Genomic DNA, 16,453 nt, shown 5'->3' with positions numbered 1-16,453 from the left:
GCCTTCCCCGTTAAATATATTCTTTGTTATCAAGCTCTACGGCTTCTTCTAAGCGAGCAAACACCTCCGGCATTGCCGAAGCTACTCGGTTCCAACTCGGCACAAAGGGTGCTTCCATTGGATTTTCTAAAAAGTGCTGACCCGCATTCATAATATTTTGAGCAAACATTTCAACGGCTTTTTCTTCGTGGTGAATATCAAGTGTTAAGCCATTCATTAACGCATCGTTGTGATAGGTTTCAATAAAATCGAGTGCAATTCGGTAATAGGTTGCCTTTAATGAACGAATCGTTTCTGTCGTAAAGGTAACGCCTTGGGTAGCGAGCTTTCTGAATAAAGCTTTGGTGATATCAATCGACATTTTCGACAAGCCCGCCGCTTGGTTTTCTAGCGATAAGTCTTGGTGTTTGTGATCATAGTTATCAGCAATATCGACCTGACATAAACGGTTATGCGAGTAATTGCGATACATCTCTGATAACACGCCAATTTCTAAGCCCCAGTCACTTGGAATACGAATATCGTTAAGTACATCGCGACGGAATGAAAACTCACCCGCTAACGGGTAACGAAAAGAATCCATATATTCTAAGTAATCGTTGCTGCCTAAAATGGTTTTAAATGAACGCAATAACGGCGTTACCAGCAATCGTGACACGCGACCATTAATTTTGCCCTCAGCGGTGCGCGGATAAAACCCTTTACAAAATTCATAGTTAAAGCGAGGATGAGCAACAGGGTAAATTAAGCGTGCTAAAAGCGCTCTGTCGTAAGTCAAAATATCGCAGTCATGCAGTGCAATTGACTCTACTTTTGAGGTTGCCAACTTATAACCCATGCAATACCAAACATTGCGACCTTTACCTAGCTCTCGTGGCGCAACGCCCAATTTTTGTAGTTCTTTATCGAGCGCTTGTAAACGCGGGCCATCATTCCAAAGTACCTTATGAGGCTGATCAAGCTCCGCAAAAAACTGCAGAGCATGACGATATTGGCTTTCATCGGCGCGATCTAGACCAATGGTAATTTGCGATAAATAAGGCACATGTTTCAGCTCTGCAATTATATTTTGCAAAGCGGGCCCCTCTAGTTCACTGTAAAGCGAGGGTAAAATTAGGCCCATTGGGCGTTGTTTTGAAAAGCTCAGTAACTCTTCTTCTAGTTCTTCTACTGGGCGATCAGCAATATTGTGTAAGGTCGTGATAATGCCATTTTGATAAAAATCAGCCATGAGATTGCTCCTGTTTTGCTGCAAAACGCGCTTTGATGATAGTTAACGCAGAAACTTCTTGAACCCAACCTGCAGGGGCGGGCTTTTCGCTGAGCTGCCATGCTTTTTGTAATATTTGTGATTGCACTTGGCTGCCAGGGTTATTGATTAAAATAGCGGTGTCGGCCGCTTTTAGCATGGCTACATCGTTTTGACTGTCGCCAAGCGCTATCACAGTAAATGGATTGCGATAGGCTTTTTTGAACTGATTTAACAGCCACTTTTGTGCAAGTCCTTTGTTGTTGCCTTTGGTTAAATGGATAAAACGCCCGCCAACAAGCACTTCGTAGCCTGCTTGGCTCATTGCATCTATAAAACCTTGCTTTTCTTCATCACTGCCCGAAAAACAAACCGGATCTGAGTACTGTCTTTGTAGAGCCAATTCACTTTTATCGACGGGGAGTCCTGTTAATTTGGCTATTTCTTGTGCACTAAATTGACTAAATAAGCGTACACAATGGCTAAATTGACTGGCATATTGTTTAAGGTCGTCATGCAATTTATCGGTACTTTGCGTCATGGCAAAGCGCCAATAACCTTTATATTCATCACAGCCAATTGGCTTTACTTTAAAATAGTCTTTCGGGATATAAACAACCGCACCATTTTCCACAATAAAGGGTTGGTGATGATCCAAACCTTTTTGAATATCAGTAACTTCAGCAAAGGTTTTGCTGGTATTAAAAACCACATTGACACCGGTATCATTCAACTTTGCCAAAAATGGTTTGATCACTTCACATTCGTAACTGTCGTGATCGAGCAATGTGCCGTCTAAATCAGTAAAAATAAGTGGTTGAGCAATCTGGTCTGCGAGAAGTTCCATCTTGGTGATATCACGCTCAGTATCAAGTAATAGTAACGCATCCACGCTGTGCGCAAGAGTGGCTAAGTTTTCCAGCGTAATACGTTCAAAATGAGAGATAAAACGCTTTAAACTCACTTCGTCAAATGTGCCCTGCCCTTGGCCTTTTTTGGCAATTAACTTATGCTCTTGCTCTAAGCGCCACGCATACACATCTTCGAATGAAGGCGCTTTTAACATAATGGTGTAATCGGCCATTGCGAATACATGTTGATATTCATTCGCTAAGCAACTATTTACGCAGCGGCGCCAAATGCCGTCAGCATCTTCTAGTTGCTCTAATTCATTTACCGGAGTTTGCAGTTGATAAGGCTGTTGGGGCGTACTGGCTACACACCAGCCTTCAAAAAACACGATATCAATCGGCTTTTGGTTACTAGGCCACTGCTCTTTTGGCACCGGATCATCAGTTAGCTTATCAAATTGAGGTAATGGCACATCCACTTTACCAGCCAACAAAGCTGATAAGGTTTGCTCCATTAATTGCGTATCATGCGTACCCGGTACACCACGACTCGCAAACAAAGGATGAACATCTTTAGCAAGCTCGTTGCGTGCATCACGACTTAAATAAAAGTCATCGATTGATAATGACACGCCATTAAATTCGGTATTGCTATTAACCCAAGTCACTAAGAAGTCAGCGAGGGTCGTTTTACCTGAGCCTTGGCAGCCGTTAATCGCCACCAGCATAGGTTGGCCGGTCATTTTTGCGCTTAAGATATCGTGCGCGAGGGGTATAAAAAACTGCTCACTTAAGTATTGATACTTGAGTGGTAACTGATGCTTCGCTAAAAACGGGGTAATATCCACAACATTTGCCTCTTGCATAATCGCTCCTACCAGTATGACATAGAGATAAATGCAGTTAGTAGACCAGTTTTATAATTCCTTAAATTTTAGTTAGTTACAAAAAAAGCGCATATTAAATGCGCTTTTTTGGTGCAATATTCAAGCTGTTTTTAAGTTCTAATCAGCTTGTTGCACTGCTTTGGGGAGAACAGCATTTAAGATAATCCCCAAAATTGCGCATAAGCTCACACCTTGCAAACTAAACTCATCACCACCGATATGCATGCCACCAATACCAAACACTAAAATCAGTGCGATGATAGTCAAGTTGCGAGGCGCGGTAAGATCTTCACCTGATTTTACTAAGGTATTTAAACCAACAACGGCGATAGAGCCAAATAGCAAAATCATGATGCCGCCCATCACAGGAACCGGAATAGTTTGTAAACCCGCGCCCATTTTTGCCACAAACGCCAGCACAATAGCGATGATAGCGGTCCAAAGCATCACGCGAGGGTTGAAGTTACGCGTAAGCATTACCGCCCCCGTTACTTCAGAGTACGTTGTATTCGGTGGACCACCAAAAATTGATGCCGCAGAGGTTGCTAAGCCATCACCTAGTAAAGTGCGGTGTAAACCTGGTTTCTTTAAATAGTCTTTACCTGTTACTTGGCTAATAGCCATCATGTCGCCAATATGTTCAATTGCTGGTGCAATGGCTACTGGCACCATAAACAAAATAGCTTGCCACTTAAACTCAGGGTAAGTAAATGCAGGCACTGCTAGCCAGTTTGCTTCAGTGACCGCATTAAATTCAACAATACCTATAAATAACGAAGCAAGGTAACCTGCTACCACACCAGCAAGAATAGGAATAAGTTTAAATACACCTTTGCCCCATACCGCAAAAATCAGCGTAACCAGTAATGATAAACCAGACACTAAAATTGCTTGATCATAAGGAACTAATTGTGCACTGCCATCCCCTGTTTTACCCATTGCCATATTCACAGCGACGGGGGCTAAGGCTAGACCAATCACCATAATCACAGGGCCAACAACCACAGGCGGTAACACTTTATGCAGCGCATTCACGCCTTTAAATTTTACAATCAAGCTAAGCGCAACATAACAAAAGCCTGCCACCATCAAACCGCCCATAGTTGCGGGAATGCCCCACATTTGTACCGAGGCGATAATAGGTGCGATGAAAGCAAAAGACGATGCTAAAAAGATAGGAACTTGGCCTTTGGTAACCACATGAAACAACAAGGTTCCTAAACCTGCGGTAAATAAAGCCACATTAGGATCAAGGCCTGTCAGTAGCGGCACAAGTACCAAGGCGCCAAATGCAACAAACAGCATTTGCGCGCCAGTTAGAATGGTTTTTAACGAAAATGTTTGATGATTTTCCACGTGAGCGCCTTACACTGTGCCAAAAATCTTGTCACCGGCATCTCCTAAGCCTGGAATGATGTATCCTTTTTCGTTTAAGTGACTATCTAAAGATGCTGTGAAAATTTCAACATCAGGGTGGGCTGCAAGGGTTTTTTCTACGCCCTCTGGCGCTGCAACTAATACAATCACTTTAATATCTTTACAGCCAGCTTTTTTAAGCATATCGATAGTTGCAATCATTGAACCACCGGTTGCCAGCATTGGGTCAATAACGAGGCTTAAGCGCTCATCAATTTTACCCACGAGTTTTTCAAAGTAAGGAACTGGCTCAAGTGTTTCTTCGTTACGCTGAAGACCAACAACACTTACTTTTGCCGCAGGTAATAACTGCATTACACCATCCATCATACCAAGGCCGGCACGAAGAATAGGCACAACAGTAATTTTTTTACCTTTGATATGCTCTACATCTAATGTTGAACCATCCCATCCAGTGATTTGTACGCTTTCTAATGGTAGGTTTTTTGTTGCTTCGTAAGTAAGCAAGGTACCTACTTCAGACGCTAGCTCACGGAAACTTTTAGTACTAATACCTTCTGCGCGCATAAGGCCAAGTTTGTGTTGAACTAACGGATGAGTAATTACATGGATAGACATAAGTAGAACCTAAATGAAATAAATTACGCCTATTTTAGCGTAAATTAATGAGCTCTACTGCAAAAAATGCACAACATTTGCATTAATTCTTTTAAATGACTTAATTTTATTCAATAAAAAGCAAACATACCTGTATAACTTCTTCAACCCGATAGTATTTTCTCCATAACCCAACTTGTGTGAAGTGCGCTTTCACCAGTTGATGGGTGTGGTTGCTGAGCATGAAAATAGTTCGCCATGTTTTCAACATGATATTGTTGAATATGTGTAGGGTTATCAATTACGAACTCTTGTTTGCCCTGTGCGTTGTTAAGCAAAATCGGTTTTTCGTCAAAAACACTAAAGCTAAGCTCGCCTTCACTGCCATAAATCATCACATCATCAAAACGATTTGCTGAAGCAAAGTTCCAGCTCCCAGTGCCGGTAACACCAGATTGATGCTGCCAGTGCGCGGTAATAGCATCGAACGCAGAATATAAGCCTTGTTGATTAGCACATAAACCATGCACCTTATTAAAATCACCTAAAAGGTAAGCAAGTAAATCAAGACCATGGCTGGCTAAATCGTCGAAGTAACCTCCTCGTGCCACGTTTTGATCTGTACGCCAGTTGTATTCACCCGACAAATCAAGAGCGTTAGGAGCTTTACTTAAATGCCAACTAACATGCCGGGGTTTACCAATGGCACCTTGTTCAAGTAACTGCTTAACGTGATTAAAGCGCGGTAACGAACGGCGATAATAAGCCACAAATAGCGGCTGTTTAGCCTCTTTAAATGCTGTAACAATATCAAGGCTGTCTTGATAACTTGGCGCCAGTGGCTTTTCAATACAACACGGTTTACCTGCCGCAGCAACCTCAAGAGCATACGCTTTATGGCTATCTGGCGGCGTGGCAATATACACAGCATCAACACTGTTATCGTTAATGAGTTCGCTTGGCGATGCGAACACCTTTGCAACATTATGGCGTTTAGCATAATCATGGGCTTTTTCTAGGTCGCGGCGTGTCACCCCAATAAGCGCAATACCTTCTGCTTGTTGATAAGCAGGGCCGCTTTTTACTTCGGTTACAGCACCACAGCCGATAATGGCAAATCGCATTGGCTTATTCATTGCTAATCCTTTATTTTTAAGTACGTTACAAATTGCTGCTGCATGTAGCCGTTTATTTTTGCATGAGCAGGGCTCCAACCTGCTAAAAAGCGATAAAAATCGCTCCATGCGTAACACCAAAGCGCTCGCCAACTGCTAACAACATGCGCTGGGTTTACATTTGGTTGATAACGTTTTAGTGCCTGTGTGAGGGTGTCAAAATAGCGATTTAAATAGTCATCTGCAACTGATTTTAATGCCGTATCATTTAAGCAACTGCCTAAAAAATACATGACATCAATCACCCCAACACCCCTGCCTACATATTGAAAATCATAGCCAAGAACATGCTGGTTTTGTGGCGCAATAGCAAAATTGGCAAGCTTAGCATCACCATGAATTAATGTTTGGTAAGGTGACTCATTCAACGCAGTATCAATAGCGTGTGCCTGCGCTTTTAAGCTTAAATCGCTCATACGCTTTAGCTCATCGGGCCGTGTTGCTAAATGCCAATAACTACCTCGCGGCCAAAGGCCATCGGCAGAGCTTGCTAAATGAAAAGCATGAAAGTGTGCAAGCCAGTTTATAATTGCTTCAATGTCGCGGTGTGTAGCACTTGCTTGCTGGTAGCCAAGTGCACTGAAATCACTAAATAACAGCGCTTGCTTACTGCCCTCTTGGATTGCCTCAATACAATGAATAGCCGCAGCTTCATGGGGCAATTGCTTAGCGTAATGCCGATACCAATTAAATTCGACTAAGTAAGATTGCCGCTTTCTGGCAAGCGCAAAATCACTTTGTTTTATACGACTATGATTGATCTGACTTGGCACTTCAATCGCTTTAATTACCCTAGCAGCACCATCCATTTGGCAACGAATAATCTCACCGCATCCGCTCCATACTGATGCCGCTTGCTGTAGCTCTGTAATGTTTGAAAAGTGAGAAGTAACAAATTGCCTAAGATCCATAACGCTCTGTAATTTATATAAACCGATGGCAATGGTAGGTGATATTGGCTATTGGTACAACGACCTATAAGCAATAAAAAACCCGTGCTAAGCACGGGTTTTCGAAGATAAAGTCCTAATACTGCTCAGGACTTGCATTGTTGAATTACTCGTTTACCACACTTTTAAGTGGGTTTACTGGCTTTGCATTGTCATCCAGTAAGTTCATGTCAAAGTCGAACTCATCAACACGAATCGCTTTTTCACGTTTCTTGTTGTAATCAATCAGTTTTGCATACTCTTCTTCGTTGATAACACTTGCAACAAGTGCATTATCAAGCGTTTCTGCAAAACGAACACCCGGCTTAATAGTTTTAGCACGCAGTGCTTTTTTAACTTTTGCAAGTAAATCAAGGCACGCCATTTTCGCTTTGTACGCTTGCTCATTGATGTAATGACCATCACCTTCAATTGGGTTAACCAAGTGAGTGATTTGCGCTTTAAATACGGTATCCATCTGCGCTTGAGTCGCAAGTTCACGGATTAAATCATCGCTGATCTTAGGCATTTTCATTGAGTAGTTCATCGTAATGAAACGCATAAACTTACGAGTACCACTTGCAGGGAAGTTATCTAAGAACTTATGCAATGCTTCTTCAGCGCTTTGTAGTGCAAAGCGAGTCGCATAGTGGAAGTAAGGCGCAGCTTGCTCACGTTCACTGCTTGCTACTTTTTGCTCGTAATATTTAATTGATGCCATCGCCGCATACAAGAAGCTCATTACGTCGCCTAAACGTGCAGATAACATTTCTGCTTGCTTAAGTTTGCCGCCCAGTACCAATAACGAGAAGTCAGCGTAAACTGCTAGTTTTGCAGATAATTTATGCGCTGCTTTTTCGTATTCACGTACTTCGGGTAGTGACGATTTAGCACCGGCAGTAAACGGTAATACACCTAAACGGAAAGCACGTAAGCTGTTAGCTACGCTGTAACCTACTGTTTTACGTAAGATGCTGTTGAATTCTTTATCTGCATTTTTGTCTTCGCTATGGATAGACTCAACCATAGATTGAAGGTAAGGGTGACAACGCATTACACCTTGGCCAAAAATCATTAGGTTACGAGTAAGAATGTTTGCACCTTCAACCGTGATTGCGATTGGTTGTGCAACATATCCACTTGCTAATGTATTTTGCGGGCCATTTTGAATTGCTTTACCTGCTTGAATATCCATTGCTGAATCAAGCACGTTACGACCAATTTCTGTCATGTGGTATTTCGCAATCGCAGTGACGACAGATGGTTTTAAGCCCATGCCTAAACCTTCTGTTGTTAATACACGCATTGCTTCTTGAAGATAAGTTTTACCTGCAATATCAGCAAGCTTTTCTTGGATACCTTCGAATTGACCAATCGCCAGACCAAACTGCTCGCGTACTGCTGCGTACTCAGAAGCACCTTTAAATGCTACCTGTGATGAACTAACACCTAGTGCCGGTAAAGAGATACCACGGCCTGCACCTAAACAGCTAACCAGCATCTGCCAGCCACGGCCGATGTTCTTTTGACCACCAATGATGAAGTCCATTGGTACAAATACTTTTTCACCGCGAGTCGTACCGTTGTAAAAACGGATACCCATAGGATCATGACGATTACCAAGTTCAACACCAGGGTGATCTTTAGGAATTAGCGCACAGGTAATACCGAGGTTTTCTTTGCCACCGAGTAAACCATCAGGGTCAACTACTTTAAATGCTAAACCTAATACTGTCGCAATTGGCGCAAGTGTGATGTAGCGTTTGTCCCAGGTAATTTCTAAACCTAGCACTTCTTCGCCATTAAACTGACCACGTTTAACAACACCGATATCTGGAATACCACCCGCATCTGAACCCGCTTCTGGGCTAGTTAGTGCGAAACAAGGAATGTCGCGACCATTTGCAAGACGTGGTAAGTAGTGATCTTGTTGCTCTTTAGTACCAAAGTGAAGTAATAGCTCACCTGGGCCTAATGAGTTAGGAACCATCACGGTTACCGCAACCGCAGAACTCTTAGTCGCGATAGTCGCAACGATTGTTGAGTTTGCATATGGGCTGAATTCTAAACCGCCGAATGATTTAGGAATGATAAGCGAGAAAAAGCGCTCTTTTTTCAAGAAATCAAGAATGTAGTCAGGAAGATGAACACCATTTTGAATTTCAGAATCATCAATCATTGATAATAATTCTTTCACAGGGCCATCTAAGAATGCTTGCTCTTCAGCGCTCAGCTTAGCTGCTGGCACGTCACGAAGTGCATCGAAATCAGGTTTACCTTGGTAGATTGAACCTTCTAACCAAACATCACCCGCATCTAACGCTTCTTGTTCTGTAATTGAAATACTAGGTAATACTTTTTTTAATTTTGTACGTAAGCTCATAATAAACTCATCCGACCAGATAGTAATACCTACATTACGTCATAAAATAAGCAATAGATCAATTGGTCCAACCAGTTTTTTTAACATTTTTTTATATTTCTTTTTTCTTTGCATGCTAAGCACTTGAATACAATGGGTTTACACGTGTAAGCTCAAACGCTATTTTTTATCCCAAAATGGTTAACAACTAAAGGCTGACAATAAAAAGCCCAACTAAAAAGTTGGGCTTAGGTGTAAATGCTGAAGGAATGCTTTATAGCTCATCCTCGATAGGGAATAACGAAATAAACCACACTTGAAAACGTCGCCAAGAAGAAGTTTGTGGCTCTTCATCAAATTGCTCATTACTCACTGTGTCGAGCCAAACTAAATCATCACCCTTTAAATCAACTTTCCAAGCATACTCAGCCATATCAGTATCAACCCACTTTGATAGTGATCGACTTAATTTAGAGCTGTTGATCAATACACCCATTTCAGTATTTAAATCAAGTGAGCGAGGGTCAAGGTTCATGGTACCGACAAAGATCTTTTCATCATCAAAGGTCATGGTTTTTGCGTGTAGGCTTGCTTGTGATGACCCAGTAACCTTACGCCCTGCTTTGCGCTTAACGGCCATCAAGTCACTTGGCTTTAATTCCCAAAGTTTTACCCCTCCAGAAATTAAATCTTTGCGGTACTTTTTATATCCTGCATGCACAGCTGAGACATCCGTGGCGGCTAGTGAATTTGTTAGCACAGTAACGTTAACGCCCTGCCGCACCCAGTTTGTTAGCAACTTAACGCCTTGCTCTTTGGGAATAAAGTAAGGCGAAATGATAATAACTCTTTGCTGTGGTTGCCCAAGTCTTTTAAGTAAACGTGGCGACATATTTGACGACTTTTCACGTACATCATTTAAAACCTTATCAGGATGGTCAAAAAACAGCTCTGAGGTTTGCCAGTCAAATGTAATTTCGTCATCAAGCAAGCGTTTAACAAACTCGCTTTCATGCAGCTGCTGAACATAATTGCTCTGTCGGTTTTGTTCAACATAGCTCGACAATGTTTTAGTGATATCTATGAGTGATTGTTCATCACGTTTACCGTGTAAATCTTCAACTCGGTAAGACAATTGATGATTCCAATATAAATCAAATGCTTTTGATGCATTTGGAACAATTTCACCAACACTCATAACATCTAAATCAATAAACTCAGAATGATCTTCAGCCGAAAAGTACGCATTACCAATGTTTCGCCCACCAGTAATAAAAATACGATTATCGACTATAAAGCTCTTATTATGCATGCGCCTAGAAAGCTGTCTAAAGTTGGTAATAAAGCCGAGCGCCCTAAAACGACGGTTAGGAAATGGATTAAATAATCGAACTTCAATATTTGGATGTACAGCCAGTGCGGCTAAATCAAGCTCACTGTCGGCTTGCGATAAGTCATCGAGCAACAAGCGAATTCTTACCCCCCTATCTGCGGCTTTTAATAAAAAGGCCGTAAATAAAATGGTGGTTTGCTGCCTGTGGTATAAATAGTACTGCACATCAATGGTGTGCTCTGCAGAATCAATGAGCGCCAACCTAGCTACAAAGGCATCGACCCCATCTGCTAAAGGATAAAACCCTGATAACCCAGGATGATTATTACCCACTGCATCTCCTATGGTACTGGGTGTATCTGCTGCAATGGCATAGCTTGGTTGAATGGACTCTCGTGAAGGTAATTGCGCGCAGCCCGCGGTGATTAAAATGAGTACTGCACAAAAAAGTGATTTTGAAGAGTCTATTATCATGGCTTCCTACCAATGACCGTGTGATACACGTATCTGCTTTGTTATAACCCTAATAAATGAAGGGGTTAAAAGCAAATAAAAACTCGTAAGTATGGGGATTAATTAGAACAATTAAACGAAGGAAAAATTGTTAAGCACGCATGCTTAAGAGCAAGTAATTACGCTACTTGCTCAGTGATATCTGCAATTTCGATCAGTTTGCGATTAAGAATTTTTTTACAACAACCGCAACACTTGCCGCACTGGCTACCCACTTGCAGCTCTTTTGATAAATCGCGCATTGTCATAGCGCCATCATCAATTGTTTGTTCGATTTTTTTATCAGTCACACCATGACATAAACAGATATACATGAATGCAAACCACTCTCATTTCTCTTGATGGTCAGCATATTAATCTAAACGGTAATAGTTCGCAATAGTGTTATAGGCAATATTTGCATAACTTTTATACTGAAATTTCATAAATGGCACACAGCTAAAAATTTTCCCTTATGATTTGGGCAGTTAGTTAAAGGCGGCTAAAGAAAAAATTTTTAACTTTTTTGAGGGGTGGTTAGTGTTGCAGTTGAATGAAAAAGAGGGGATGGCTCAGATACAGAGCATTGGTAAATAACAGAGAAGCCAACACTTCAACAACTGGAAAAACACGCGCCTTGATTATGGGAAGAGCAACTCGTCCTTAGCTGCTTTTAAAAGTTCATCCCATCCCTCAGGTGGATGACCAGAATTTAACATCTTTTCGAATACTTTGTAGGCATCGGTTTTACTACCGTATGCACGTTTATTATTTTCATCATTGACCCATGCATAAACGATGATTTTTGACCCTAAATGATATCGAAAAAACAAACGGTATTGTTGGAAGAACTTTGCTCGAAACCAGTGCTTGTTATCATCACCTAATGTGCTTCCTTGGCGAAACTCAGGGCTGGTAGGATCATGCGGTATGAGTTCAAAGATTAACCGTTGAATAGCGGCTAATCGTTTCGTGGCATTTTTTTTAAGGTAGCCCTTTGGATCTTTATTCCGAAGAGCCTCAACTTGTGTTTTAAGGCTTATGTATTGCTCTTTAAACAATGGATGAGTGTAAAGTGTCCAACCATGTACGACCATTGGTATCGTTTTTTGCAAACTTACTCGTCCTCATCCAATAACGGAGCATCTAAATCGATTTCAACACCTTCAATCAACACATCAACGTTTTCTCGCATACTTGCTGATAACGGTTCTATTCTTTCAGGATGAGCCTGCATATCATGCGCTATGAATGATAAAAACTCGCCAAGTACAGGATCGCTTTCTTGCACTGCTGCACGCGAAATAACAACGCTGCCATCAGATTGAATCGTGTATTTAATTTTATCTTTTTTACCTAAGTGCAACGCCTTACGAACAGGGCTAGGCACCGTAGTTTGAAAACGGTCTGTCAATGTTGATTCAGTTTCTAAAGCAACTTGTGCCATAACAACCTCTGTCTTTTATTTGCTTCATTAGCTTTGATTTTAGTACGAACGAACAGGCAATGCAAATGCATTACCCTTTAAAAATGAGCTAGAAAATACTCAAGTTGCTTAATGCTGTAAGGGGGGACTTGTCTAGACCTCAGCTAGCTGAGTGTGCGCTCATTCCCTTACGGTGTAACATGATACAAAGCACCTGCAAACTCTAATCGTAGTAGCCTAGCCATCCTTGCACGTATCAATCTTGGTTAGTTAATAACTAAAAATTAGGCTTCAATATGCTAAAGGGCAAAAAGAAAGACCTGAGCCTGTTGGCTACTCGTTATGATAAATAAACCATTTTTAAATAACACAACAAAGCCAACCCTTTAGTTGGTAATAAAGCACTGCGTTTGCTATTTTACGTCTAATACTAAATCTGTAACCGAGGACACATGGAAGCGCCTACTTTTGAATTAACCCGTGATAACTTTAACTCAATCTTTTTTCAGACTTTCATAAAAACGAAAGTGCAACCTGAAATACCTATCATAAGATGCGCAGTGCCTTTACCGAAAGCACAGAAATTCAAGGCAAAATTAATTACTGCCGTTATTTTCATTATTGCATGTCACCTTGTTTGGAAAACACAATCCGGTGCAGGTGCAATTGCCGCTGTGGTCATTACTTATCTTAGTTATTTTTTAATTCAGATGTTTATTGCCAATAAGCGTTATTTCATCCATGAATCTCCCTTGTGCGAAATTAAAATAAATAAAGAAGAGGTTTACCTGCCTGCACTTTTATTCGATGACAGAAAAGCACGAACACTTAAAAGAGAAGATTTACTTAATGTTGAGGCCGTATGGAATTTTACACGCACCAAAAGCGGCTACGATATTAACGATCCACAACCTAGGCGTGCCTATCTATTTTCTGTTATTTTTAAAACTCGCTATGGTGATTCAATTCCTTTAAATGACTGGAGCTTAGAACATCCTGAGCTTTTCAAGACACTTGTTGAGTATGATTACCCAGTAACTATGATCAGAACAGCCAAACGCGGGTCACCAATAACAGTTCACATAAAATGGTTCTTCCTATTTACCTTTATATGTACTCTCATCTACTCACTTATAAAGTATGTAATTTAGCGGACTTATAAATATGCAATTGGCAAAGTAACTGCGAACAAGCGCTTTGCCTTAAACTTACGCTTTATTGTTAAACAGCATACCAGAGTGATTACTAGAAGTAGGAGCAAACAATGAGTTTATCATCGTAGAAACATTACTTTTTACGGCAAGCTGGACTGCATTTATTTCTTCATCAAGTTGTTTATTAAGCTCTAGTAACTCACTTTCTCGTTGTTCTGGAGCTAGGTCTTTATTGCTTTTTAAACTATTAATCTTATTTTGTAACTCCTTTATTTTTACTACTAGCTCTTGTTGTGTTTGTGATGTCTTTGATTGAGCTTCTGCTTGTGGATCAGAATCAACGCCCGCTTCTTGTTGTTTAGAGCCTTGAAGGTTTGTTGCTCTTTCACTTGCTGGGTTTAGCTCATTTTTATTTTGCTGATCTAATAATGGCTCTTTTAGGAATGAGGATGTGTACGAAGTTAGCTGCATAGTTTTCCTATCGTTAATTTTTTGGCGTTTAGCTATAAACTTTTTAAAATCAAAGTAGATGCACGATCCGTACCCGTTTAAAACCCAAAAACCATTATGCGGCTAAATATGTAAAATCCTCTAAAGTTAGCGTTATTAAACTTTAACTTTTGAATCCTCATTTCAAATAAACCAACACTAAAGAACTACTTTTTAACTTTTAAACAACCTTTTTTGATCTTTTTTTAAACACCGCCCGTACGCCTTATTGAAGTGGACACGTCGTAACGTCCGAACATACAAAGATATAAGGAACAACGATGAAATACATACTACTGGCTAGCAGCTTACTTTTTCTCACCGCGTGTAGCGATGATGATGACGATAATACCGAAGTTGTTACCCCTCCCCCAGTTCAAGAATTCACTCCAAGTAAAACCTATTCTGTAACTTTAAGTGGCAAACAAGAAGTGCCAATGAATGACTCAATGCAAACAGCGACTGCAACGGTAGAGCTTGACGAAAGTTTAATGCAATTTCGTGCAACACTTGATGCAAGCTCAGTCGAAGGTTTTAGCGCAGCACACATACACGACGGCGATTTGGGCGCTAATGGCGATGTTGCATTTGCATTTGAAGCCACTACCGATGGTATGTATGAAGTCGCAATTACCGACCTTGATGAAAGCCTAATTGCTGATTTAATGGATGGTGATTGGTATATAAACCTTCATACTGAACAGTATGCAAGCGGTGAACTTCGTGCGCAAATTGTGCCAGATACAACGAGTATTATCACGTTTGTTTTAAATGGCGATCAGCAAGTGCCTATGAACGACAGTGACGCAATGGGTTATGGCTATGCATCTTATGACAGCGCCACGACAGAATTACGGCTTCGCGCGGTGACTATGGGTGTTGATGACGCAACAGCAGCTCATATCCACACGGGTAAATTAGGCTCAAATGGTGACGTATTCGTAACTTTAGAGCAAGACGACGAAGTCATGACTGACTGGGTCGTACCAGAAAATACCATGATCGACAGCGACACTTTGGCAGTACTTTTAGACGGCGGTCACTATGTTAATGTTCATACGCCTGAATTTGCCGGTGGCGAAATTCGCGGCCAAATCTTAACAGACAACTATGCAGTTGCGACCTTTGACTTAAGTGGTAATCAAGAAGTGCCTATGGTCAGCACCATGGCTGATGGTGATGGTTATGCCCTTGTTGATACAACAGACTACAGCGTAGAGCTTACTGTTGTAACATCAGGCTTAGACGATGCAAGTGCTGCGCATATTCATACAGGTCGTATCGGTACTAATGGCGATGTATTAGTGGCTCTTGAACAATCAATGGACGACAGTAATGTCTGGATGACACCAAGCAATACGCAAATCAACGCGGATATTTTTGCAGTGCTGGCTTCTGGCGGTCACTATGTCAATGTTCATACACCTGCTAATGCTGGCGGTGAGCTTCGTGGGCAAATCCTAACCAGTAACTATGGTTTTACGAGCTTTAAACTAAGCGGTGAGCAAGAAGTTCCTGCAGTCGAATCTGATGCAAGTGGTGAAGGCTATGCATTAATTAACATGGATAACTATGCCTTAGAGCTATTAGTAAACACAATGGGTGTTGATGATGCGACAGGTGTACACATTCATACTGGCCGAATTGGCACCAATGGCGACGTTCTAGTAGCGCTTGAGCAGTCAACAACTGATGCAGGCATGTGGATGACGCCAGCAAATACCATGATCAACGCAGAGATCTTCGAGGTACTTGCATCAGGTGGTCATTACGTTAACGTACATACACCTGCTAACACGGGTGGCGAAATTAGAGGTCAGATCCTAACAGATAACTATCAACTCGTTACTTTCCCACTTAGTGGTATGCAAGAAGTTCCAGCGGTTGATACGATGGCATCAGGTAGTGGTTATGCCTTAGTTAACATGGATAACTACCATTTAGAATTGAGAGCATTAACCGAAGGTGTGAGTGACGCCACTGCTGCTCACATTCATACGGGTCGTATAGGCACTAATGGCGACGTACTTGCCGCGTTAGAGCAATCAAGCGATAACATGAACCTGTGGCAAACACCTGAAAATACCATGATTAATGCAGATATTTTTGCAGTACTTGCATCAGGTGGTCAT

14 protein-coding genes are annotated in these 16,453 nt (G+C 41.4%); 2 read left to right on the top strand and 12 right to left on the bottom strand.

Going from position 1 to position 16,453, the window contains the following annotated elements:
* Nucleotides 1-10: 10 nt before the first annotated feature.
* The 11 genes from CWC02_RS03785 to CWC02_RS03735 form a co-directional block, all read right to left on the bottom strand.
* Nucleotides 11-1,231, bottom strand: a complete 1,221-nt coding sequence (locus CWC02_RS03785) for a glycosyltransferase family protein (RefSeq protein WP_138616473.1) — start codon at nt 1,229-1,231, stop codon at nt 11-13.
* Nucleotides 1,224-2,966 (bottom strand): HAD-IIB family hydrolase, encoded by a 1,743-nt coding sequence (locus CWC02_RS03780; protein WP_138616471.1) that lies wholly within the window; start codon nt 2,964-2,966, stop codon nt 1,224-1,226. The genes CWC02_RS03785 and CWC02_RS03780 overlap by 8 nt, the downstream gene beginning before the upstream one ends.
* Nucleotides 2,967-3,104: 138 nt before the next feature.
* Entirely contained in the window at nt 3,105-4,343 is a 1,239-nt protein-coding gene (locus CWC02_RS03775) for a uracil-xanthine permease family protein (protein WP_138616469.1), read from the bottom strand.
* A gap of 9 nt (nt 4,344-4,352) precedes the next feature.
* Nucleotides 4,353-4,982, bottom strand: a complete 630-nt coding sequence (gene upp, locus CWC02_RS03770) for a uracil phosphoribosyltransferase (protein ID WP_054554568.1) — start codon at nt 4,980-4,982, stop codon at nt 4,353-4,355.
* 143 nt (nt 4,983-5,125) lie between these two features.
* A complete protein-coding gene (locus CWC02_RS03765; RefSeq protein ID WP_138616467.1) occupies nt 5,126-6,097 on the bottom strand; it encodes a Gfo/Idh/MocA family protein in 972 nt (323 codons plus the stop codon).
* A 2-nt stretch (nt 6,098-6,099) separates the two neighbouring features.
* Nucleotides 6,100-7,047: an aminoglycoside phosphotransferase family protein gene (locus CWC02_RS03760; protein WP_138616465.1), complete on the bottom strand. Its 948-nt coding sequence runs from the start codon at nt 7,045-7,047 to the stop codon at nt 6,100-6,102.
* A gap of 145 nt (nt 7,048-7,192) precedes the next feature.
* Entirely contained in the window at nt 7,193-9,448 is a 2,256-nt protein-coding gene (locus CWC02_RS03755) for an acyl-CoA dehydrogenase (RefSeq protein WP_138616463.1), read from the bottom strand.
* A gap of 253 nt (nt 9,449-9,701) precedes the next feature.
* Nucleotides 9,702-11,234: a phospholipase D family protein gene (locus CWC02_RS03750; RefSeq protein ID WP_138616461.1), complete on the bottom strand. Its 1,533-nt coding sequence runs from the start codon at nt 11,232-11,234 to the stop codon at nt 9,702-9,704.
* 158 nt (nt 11,235-11,392) lie between these two features.
* On the bottom strand, nt 11,393-11,587 hold the full coding sequence (locus tag CWC02_RS03745) for a (2Fe-2S)-binding protein (RefSeq protein ID WP_054554573.1): 195 nt from the start codon (nt 11,585-11,587) through the stop codon (nt 11,393-11,395).
* A 306-nt stretch (nt 11,588-11,893) separates the two neighbouring features.
* Nucleotides 11,894-12,349: a type II toxin-antitoxin system YhaV family toxin gene (locus CWC02_RS03740; RefSeq protein ID WP_171043815.1), complete on the bottom strand. Its 456-nt coding sequence runs from the start codon at nt 12,347-12,349 to the stop codon at nt 11,894-11,896.
* A gap of 20 nt (nt 12,350-12,369) precedes the next feature.
* Complete coding sequence (locus CWC02_RS03735) at nt 12,370-12,699, bottom strand: type II toxin-antitoxin system PrlF family antitoxin (protein WP_138616457.1); 330 nt, start codon at nt 12,697-12,699, stop codon at nt 12,370-12,372.
* Nucleotides 12,700-13,130: 431 nt separating this feature from the next.
* On the opposite strand from CWC02_RS03735, the gene CWC02_RS03730 reads away from it, so the two are divergent.
* Nucleotides 13,131-13,829, top strand: coding sequence for a hypothetical protein (locus CWC02_RS03730; RefSeq protein ID WP_054554583.1), 699 nt, complete (start codon nt 13,131-13,133; stop codon nt 13,827-13,829).
* A gap of 57 nt (nt 13,830-13,886) precedes the next feature.
* Here the strand turns inward: CWC02_RS03730 and CWC02_RS03725 are convergent, their stop codons facing one another.
* Complete coding sequence (locus CWC02_RS03725) at nt 13,887-14,303, bottom strand: hypothetical protein (protein WP_138616455.1); 417 nt, start codon at nt 14,301-14,303, stop codon at nt 13,887-13,889.
* 299 nt (nt 14,304-14,602) lie between these two features.
* On the opposite strand from CWC02_RS03725, the gene CWC02_RS03720 reads away from it, so the two are divergent.
* On the top strand, nt 14,603-16,453 hold a 1,851-nt coding region (locus tag CWC02_RS03720; RefSeq protein WP_138616453.1), incomplete at its 3' end, for a CHRD domain-containing protein.

Source organism: Pseudoalteromonas sp. S2721 (assembly GCF_005887425.1).
Classification (GTDB): domain Bacteria; phylum Pseudomonadota; class Gammaproteobacteria; order Enterobacterales; family Alteromonadaceae; genus Pseudoalteromonas; species Pseudoalteromonas simplex.
This window is presented reverse-complemented; position numbering and strand designations above follow the sequence as displayed.